The following is a 3,337-nucleotide window of genomic DNA, read 5'->3' as shown; positions in this document are numbered from 1 at the left end:
ATGAGATGGTCCTGTCGCTCTATGCCAAGGGCCTGACCACCGGGGAAATCAGCGCGCACTTCGCCGAGATCTACGGTGCGTCCGTGTCAAAGGAGACCGTCTCGCGGATCACCGACAGGGTGCTCGACGAGATGGCCGCGTGGCAAAACCGGCCGCTGGATGAGGTCTACGCGGCGATCTTCATCGACGCCATCGTCGTCAAGGTCCGCGACGGGCAGGTCGCCAACCGGCCCGTCTACGCCGCGATCGGCGTGACGCTGGAGGGTGAGAAGGACATCCTCGGCCTGTGGGCCGGCACCGGCGGTGAGGGCGCGAAGTTCTGGATGAGCGTGCTCACCGACATCAAGAACCGCGGCGTGAAAGACACCTTCTTCCTGGTCTGCGACGGCCTCAAAGGCCTGCCCGAAGTCGTCACCAACGTCTGGCCGCTGACAACCGTGCAGACCTGCATCATCCACCTGATCCGCAATACCTTCCGCCTGGCCTCGAAGAAGGACTGGGACGCGCTCAAACGGGACGTGAAGCCCATCTACACCGCCGTGAACGCTGCGGCCGCCAGGGCGGCGTTCGAGGAGCTCACCGAGCGCTGGGGCAAGAAATACGGGGCCATCGTGCGGCTGTGGGAGAACGCGTGGGAGGAGTTCATCCCGTTCCTGGACTATGACGTGGAAATCCGGCGCGTGATCTGCTCGACCAATGCGATCGAATCCCTCAACGCCAGGTACCGGCGCGCCGTGAAGGCCCGGGGTCATTTCCCCACCGAGCAGGCTGCGCTAAAGTGCCTGTATCTGGTCACCCGATCCCTCGATCCGACCGGTGCCGGCAAGACCCGATGGGCCGTGCGTTGGAAGCCCGCTTTGAACGCCTTCGCCATCACTTTCAGCGACCGATTCCCGGCCGCTGAAAGCTACTAAAAGAAACCGCCGGATACACCGTTAATGAGATAGTCCCCAGGAGGACATGCGCCACTTCGTGGAGAAGCGTGAATAGAACTACATCTAGTCGCTTGGGACTGCTGAAGGTTTGATTGACACTTTGCCTGTGAGGATTTGATCCTTGCGGGTGGAAGGATGTTCCTCATGCCCAAAGCCTTTCCCGAAGAGTTCCGCCGCGATGTCGTGGCGGTTGCCCGCAAGGGCGAAGCGCCCATCACCCAGATCGCCAAGGATTTCGGGGTCTCACCTGCTGCCCTGCACCGCTGGATGAAGATTGCCGACAGAGAAGATGGCGTGCAGTCCGGGGCCGTGTCTGATGACGCCGCGAAGTTGCGGGAGGCCAATAAACGCATCCGGCTCCTGGAGCAGGAAGCTGAAGTCATGCGCCGTGCCGTGGCCTATCTGTCCCGGGACATCAATCCAAAAAAATGATGTACCCGCTGGTCCGCGAGCTGGCTGCCAGGGACGCCCCGATCAGGGTTCCCGTGGCAGTGTCCTGCCGGGTACTGAATTTCTCCAGACAGGCCTACTACCAGTGGGCCGCCAACCCCGTGCCCGCCCGGGACTGGGAAGAAGCCCACCTGATCAACGCCGCCATCGACCACCACCGCGACGATCCTGCCTTCGGCTACCGGTTCATCGCCGATGAGATCAACGCCGGACCCGGCCCTGTGGCCAGTGAACGCCGGATCTGGCGGCTGTGCTCCCAGAACGGCATCCTCTCGGTGATCCACCGCCGGCGCCGCTCAGCGCTCAAGGCCGGCCCTCCGGTCCACGATGACCTCATCGAACGGGACTTCAGCGCCACGGCACCGAACCGGAAATGGCTGACGGACATCACCGAGCACCACACCGGGGAAGGCAAGCTGTACCTGTGCGCGATCAAGGACCTGCATTCGAACCGGATCGTCGGGTACTCCATGGACGGGCGGATGAAAGCGTCTCTGGCCGTTGCCGCGCTGGACCACGCCGTGGCTCTCAGGAAACCGGCGGGCACGGTGGTCCACTCGGACAGAGGGTCCCAGTTCAGATCCAGAAAGTTCGTCCTGGCCCTGAACACCTACGGCCTGAACGGATCGATGGGCCGGGTAGGGGCATGCGGTGACAATGCAGCGATGGAATCGTTCTTCTCCCTGCTGCAAAAGAACGTCCTGAACCGGAAACGATGGGAGACCCGGGCCGAGCTCCGGCTGGCCATCACGACCTGGATCGAGCGCAGCTACCACCGCAAACGCCGTCAACGTGCCCTCGGACGGCTGACACCAATCGAGTTTGAGACAATAAAAAACGCGGCCTCAGCCGCGTAAGAAATTATCAACCCCAGCTGTCAACTAAACCTTCAGCAGTCCCAACCCCAGCTGTCAACTAAACCTTCAGCAGTCCCCTTACCTCTTCCCGACAAAGCAATTACTGGCTTCTCAACGTCCTCGTCCAAAAGGAAGGACGCGCCGGGGACTATCTCATTAACGGTGTATCCGGCGGTTTCTTTTAGTAGCTTTCAGCGGCCGGGAATCGGTCGCTGAAAGTGATGGCGAAGGCGTTCAAAGCGGGCTTCCAACGCACGGCCCATCGGGTCTTGCCGGCACCGGTCGGATCGAGGGATCGGGTGACCAGATACAGGCACTTTAGCGCAGCCTGCTCGGTGGGGAAATGACCCCGGGCCTTCACGGCGCGCCGGTACCTGGCGTTGAGGGATTCGATCGCATTGGTCGAGCAGATCACGCGCCGGATTTCCACGTCATAGTCCAGGAACGGGATGAACTCCTCCCACGCGTTCTCCCACAGCCGCACGATGGCCCCGTATTTCTTGCCCCAGCGCTCGGTGAGCTCCTCGAACGCCGCCCTGGCGGCCGCAGCGTTCACGGCGGTGTAGATGGGCTTCACGTCCCGTTTGAGCGCGTCCCAGTCCTTCTTCGAGGCCAGGCGGAAGGTATTGCGGATCAGGTGGATGATGCAGGTCTGCACGGTTGTCAGCGGCCAGACGTTGGTGACGACTTCGGGCAGGCCTTTGAGGCCGTCGCAGACCAGGAAGAAGGTGTCTTTCACGCCGCGGTTCTTGATGTCGGTGAGCACGCTCATCCAGAACTTCGCGCCCTCACCGCCGGTGCCGGCCCACAGGCCGAGGATGTCCTTCTCACCCTCCAGCGTCACGCCGATCGCGGCGTAGACGGGCCGGTTGGCGACCTGCCCGTCGCGGACCTTGACGACGATGGCGTCGATGAAGATCGCCGCGTAGACCTCATCCAGCGGCCGGTTTTGCCACGCGGCCATCTCGTCGAGCACCCTGTCGGTGATCCGCGAGACGGTCTCCTTTGACACGGACGCACCGTAGATCTCGGCGAAGTGCGCGCTGATTTCCCCGGTGGTCAGGCCCTTGGCATAGAGCGACAGGACCATCTCAT

The 3,337-nt window shown here is 62.3% G+C and carries 3 protein-coding genes; 2 read left to right on the top strand and 1 reads right to left on the bottom strand.

The genetic code is table 11. The features are described 5' to 3' along the window. Together ACQ3I4_RS16620 and ACQ3I4_RS16615 are read left to right on the top strand one after the other, a co-directional pair. Positions 1-914: IS256 family transposase (locus ACQ3I4_RS16620; RefSeq protein ID WP_430632801.1), on the top strand; the 914-nt coding region annotated here is incomplete at its 5' end. A 165-nt stretch (positions 915-1,079) separates the two neighbouring features. Then, positions 1,080-2,242, top strand: a protein-coding gene (locus ACQ3I4_RS16615) for an IS3 family transposase (RefSeq protein WP_430633938.1) whose coding sequence is annotated in 2 segments (ribosomal slippage) — positions 1,080-1,358 and positions 1,361-2,242 — 1,161 coding nt in all. Because the reading frame shifts where the segments join, the coding sequence is not laid out codon by codon here. Between the two features lie 181 nt (positions 2,243-2,423). Here the strand turns inward: ACQ3I4_RS16615 and ACQ3I4_RS16610 are convergent. Then, on the bottom strand, positions 2,424-3,337 hold a 914-nt coding region (locus ACQ3I4_RS16610), incomplete at its 5' end, for an IS256 family transposase (protein WP_430632801.1).

It is taken from the genome of Zafaria sp. Z1313, assembly GCF_050563205.1.
Lineage (GTDB): Bacteria > Actinomycetota > Actinomycetes > Actinomycetales > Micrococcaceae > JAZDCJ01.
This window is presented reverse-complemented; position numbering and strand designations above follow the sequence as displayed.